4 protein-coding genes are annotated in these 4,635 nt (G+C 40.0%); all 4 read right to left on the bottom strand.

The features are described from left to right. Positions 1-1,942: polyribonucleotide nucleotidyltransferase (gene pnp / locus AC52RT_RS15850; protein ID WP_495541636.1), on the bottom strand; the 1,942-nt coding region annotated here is incomplete at its 3' end. Between the two features lie 287 nt (positions 1,943-2,229). Continuing rightward, a complete protein-coding gene (gene rpsO / locus AC52RT_RS15845; protein WP_040374845.1) occupies positions 2,230-2,499 on the bottom strand; it encodes a 30S ribosomal protein S15 in 270 nt (89 codons plus the stop codon). A 127-nt stretch (positions 2,500-2,626) separates the two neighbouring features. Further along, positions 2,627-3,577: a bifunctional riboflavin kinase/FAD synthetase gene (ribF, locus tag AC52RT_RS15840; RefSeq protein ID WP_495541635.1), complete on the bottom strand. Its 951-nt coding sequence runs from the start codon at positions 3,575-3,577 to the stop codon at positions 2,627-2,629. 35 nt (positions 3,578-3,612) lie between these two features. After that, a complete protein-coding gene (gene truB / locus AC52RT_RS15835) occupies positions 3,613-4,530 on the bottom strand; it encodes a tRNA pseudouridine(55) synthase TruB (RefSeq protein WP_495541634.1) in 918 nt (305 codons plus the stop codon). Positions 4,531-4,635 lie beyond the last annotated feature (105 nt).

Below are 4,635 nucleotides of genomic sequence, written 5' to 3'. Positions count from 1 at the left end.
GCCCGTCTTTACCAGTAAAGATTTCAACGAAGGCACCGAATTTTTCAATCCGTTTTACTTTACCAAGATAAACTTCGCCAACCATTACTTCACGAACGATATCTTCAATAATTTTCTTAGCCTTTTCATTCATATCTTGTTCAGTAGACGCAATGAAGACTGTTCCATCTTGTTCAATGTCAATCTTCACACCAGTTTCTTCGATGATTTTGTTGATTTGTTTTCCACTTGGTCCAATAACATCGCGAATCTTATCAGGATTGATTGACATCGTCAATATTTTCGGAGCGTATTTAGAAAGCTGAACACGTGGTCCATTGATCGTAGCAAGCATTGATTCAAGGATATGCAGACGACCGCGTTTTGCTTGCTGTAATGCTTCCTCGAGGATTTCTCTTGAAAGTCCTTCGATTTTTATATCCATTTGCAGGGCAGTTACACCTTGAGCTGTTCCGGCTACTTTAAAGTCCATATCGCCAAGATGATCTTCCATTCCTTGGATATCAGTAAGAATCGAGTAATCTTCTCCCGTTTTCACTAAGCCCATTGCAATACCAGCAACTGGTGCTTTAAGTGGTACACCAGCATCCATCATTGCCAATGTACTTGCGCAAATACTAGCCTGTGAAGTCGAGCCATTTGATTCAAGAACTTCGGAAACAAGACGAATGGTGTAAGGGAAATCCTTTTCATCCGGAAGAACTTGCTCTAGAGCCCGTTCACCTAATGCACCATGTCCGATTTCACGACGGCCTGGTCCACGTAATGGTCCTGTTTCACCAACACTGAAATGTGGGAAGTTATAATGATGCATAAAGCGTTTTGACTCTTCTGTACCTAAACCATCAAGAATCTGAACATCGCCCATGGCACCAAGTGTACAAATTGAAAGTGCTTGAGTTTGTCCGCGAGTGAATAACCCAGAACCATGAGTACGTGGAAGAATCCCTACTTCTGAAGATAAAGGTCTAATTTCATCGGGATTACGGCCATCTGGACGAACTTTTTCTTCCGTAATTAAACGGCGGACTTCAGATTTAACCAGTTTATTTAAGATTTCTTTAATTTGTTTTAGTTTATCTTCATCGGTTTCGTCAGTATAGTTTTCCATTACACTGTCTTTAACCACTTTAATTGCTGCTTCACGTGCATGCTTTTCTTGAACTTGTACAGCTTTATTCAAATCAGCTCCACACATGCCTTTAAGTTCTGCTTCTAATTCTTGATCAAGCTGATACAGTTTTACTTCCATTTTTGGTTTGCCGATTTCAGCAGCAATCATCTCTTGGAATTCAATTAACTTCTTAATCTCATCATGTCCGAACATGATTGCCTCAAGCATTGTTTCTTCCGGTACTTCCTTCGCTCCGGCTTCAACCATGTTGATTGCATCCTTTGTTCCAGCAACAATCAGATTGATATCACTGTTTTCCATTTGTTCAACAGATGGATTGACAACAAATTCATTGTTGATACGGCCGACAATAACACCCGCAATTGGACCGCCAAAAGGAATGTCAGAAACACATAATGCAAGTGAAGAACCGAACATCGCAGCCATTTCAGATGAACAGTCTTGTTCCAAGCTCATGACCATGCTGATAAGCTGAACATCATTCCGGAATCCGTCAGCAAAAAGCGGACGAATTGGACGATCAATTAAACGACTAGCCAAGATTGCTTTTTCACTTGGACGGCCTTCACGTTTAATAAATCCTCCTGGAATCTTACCTACTGCATATAATTTTTCTTCGTAATTCACAGTTAACGGGAAGAAATCAAGGTTTTTTGGTTCTTTTGAAGCTGTAGCTACACTTAGTACTGCTGTTTCTCCGTACCGGACAAGGACTGCTCCGTTCGCTTGCTTAGCCAATTGGCCAATTTCAACAGTCAAGGTGTGTCCTGCCCATTCATATGAGTACGTATGTTTTTCCTGTCCCATTCTTTAAAAAACCCCTCTCTAAATCTTCACTATAGAGGTTCGGTATCTATTACCTAAACCTTTACTTACATGTATGTGTTAAGATGTTGAAAACTAATTAAACCAAACTATTCCTATTATGCACGAAAAAAACGTGCATTAACAGCAAAATGAACGTTTCTAAAAAATATCTATTAAGCGTTCGCCGCTTTTAACATGACTCCTTATGTATAAAACCGTTTTTACTGTACGGTATTTACTTCTAATAACATCAAAAAAGCGGGAAAATTCCCGCTTGTTCTGATTGCTTATCGACGAAGGCCTAAGCGTGTAATTAATTCACGGTAACGTGCAACGTCATTGTTACGAAGGTAAGATAAAAGATTACGACGCTTACCTACCATTTTAAGAAGTCCACGACGTGAATGATGATCTTTTTTGTGAACACGTAAATGTTCGTTCAAGCTGTTGATATCTGCAGTAAGTACAGCAATCTGTACTTCTGGAGATCCTGTGTCAGTGTCGTGAGTACGGTACTCAGCGATAATTTCGTTTTTGCGTTCTTGTGTAATTGCCATTGTTAAATTCCTCCTAAAATTTCTTGTAAAATCACCAATTACTGAGCCAGCGCCGGAGTTGCAACTAGCCGAGAAACGGTTATTTCATACTTATAAAGAATACATCTTTTCCGACACATTTGCAAGTCTATTGATTTAATAGCATAAAATAGTTTACAGCATGTTCTTTATCGGCTTCAATTTGCTGAACCAATGCATCCAATCCAGAGAACTTCTGCTCGCTCCTAATTCGTTTATGCCAAGCAACCTGCAGCTTCTGTCCATACAGATCTCCAGTAAAATCGAGAATATGGACCTCGACAGCCGGGAACTCCGGTTTTTCTTCATTGAATGTGGGTTTATAGCCTACATTACAAACACCGTTGAACCAAGTTTCGTTTATTTTCGCACGAACCGCATACACACCAGTGGCTGGGAATATATACTCATCATCTATTCTGAGGTTAGCCGTTGGAAAACCAAGTTTCCTTCCCCGCTTTTCTCCATGAATAACAATGCCTTGAGAAAGATAATAACGACCAGTTAAATGATAAAAACCAGTGAAATCTCCCCTTTTTAAGATGGACCGAATTCGTGTCGAACTAATTTTTTCATCCTCTAGTGTTTGTTTAGACACCACGGTAATGAGAAACTGACCTTTTGAGTGACTTTCGAGCGTTCCCATCGTTCCTTCACCATAGTGTCCATATGTATAGTCAAAACCGGCAACAACATGCTTAGCGTTTATCGCGATTAAATATTGATCAACGAACTGCTCTGGTAAGAGGCGTGCAAATTCCTTAGTAAATCTAATAATGAATAAATAATCTACACCAGTATCCCTGATTATATCTATCTTATCATCGAGAGGTGTGATGTAACGGATGTTTTCATCCCTCTTGCCTAACACCGCAGAAGGATGGGGATCAAAGGTCATAACAGCAGATTTTAGGCCGAATTCCTCCGCTTTTGATCTTGCAGTTTGAATGACCGCTTGATGTCCAATATGTATTCCATCAAAAAAACCAAGGGCGATTGAAAGTTTCGGGAAATCAGCTTGGTTAAACGATTGGGGATGTTCAATGACAATAACTTCCACGACAAATCTCCTCTTTCTTACATTTCAGACTGCTATTATCCAATTTCCAATATCTTTATAGGTTTAATCAACTGGTCCTTTTCAGGATGCAGCTGGTATATAGCTAATGCCTTCTCATTTGTGTCTACCATAACAAACGGAACACCCCGTGGTACGGTTAAATCGTCCGGCTGCGGTAATACCGCACCATTTAGTACTTTCTTTGCTACTGTATCATTAATCTGATATTTCGGCAAATGATACAAACCTCGTTCAATTGGCTGTAAAAAGTCAGCTTCTTTTCCCTGTTCCATCAATTCAGAAACCGCTTCTAACGTTTGGCAATCTGCCAGTGTAAACCCTGCACTTTCTGTTCTTATTAAATTGGACATATGAGCAGGATATCCAAGTTTTTCACCAATATTAACAGCTAGTGTACGTATATACGTCCCTTTAGAGCAGCTTACTCTGAAGCGGAAAGAAATTCGTTCTCCAGTAAATACTTCACGGTCATCAAGCAGCGTTAATTCATGAATCGTTACTTCCCTTGACGGTCTTTCTACTTCTATGCCTGCTCGAGCATATTCATAAAGCTTTTTGCCATTAATCTTAACCGCTGAGAACATAGGAGGTGTTTGACTGATAATGCCCGTGAAATCTTTTAACACATCGAGAATTTGCTTTCGGGAAAACTCCTCCACGATTGCTCGTTCTGCTACTACTTCACCGCTGGCATCTTCTGTTGTAGTTGAAAACCCTAAAGTCACTTCTCCTTCATACGATTTTCCAGCTTCCGTAATGTACTCCGCAACCTTTGTGGCGCGGCCGATACAGATTGGCAATACTCCGGTCACATCCGGATCAAGGGTGCCTGTATGACCAACTTTTTTTGTCTTTAGGATCTTTCTTAATTTGAACACACAATCATGTGATGTCATACCCTTAGGTTTTAAAAGTGGTAAAATTCCATCCATTTGTGAAGGTCTCCTTTTCATGAAGTGGGCAGAAAAAAAGATAGACAAATTGATGTCTATCCTTTTTCCTGCTTAATACATTATTCTTCTTCGTCTTTTGCAGGT

The sequence above is a fragment of the Peribacillus sp. genome, from assembly GCF_059453735.1.
This window is presented reverse-complemented; position numbering and strand designations above follow the sequence as displayed.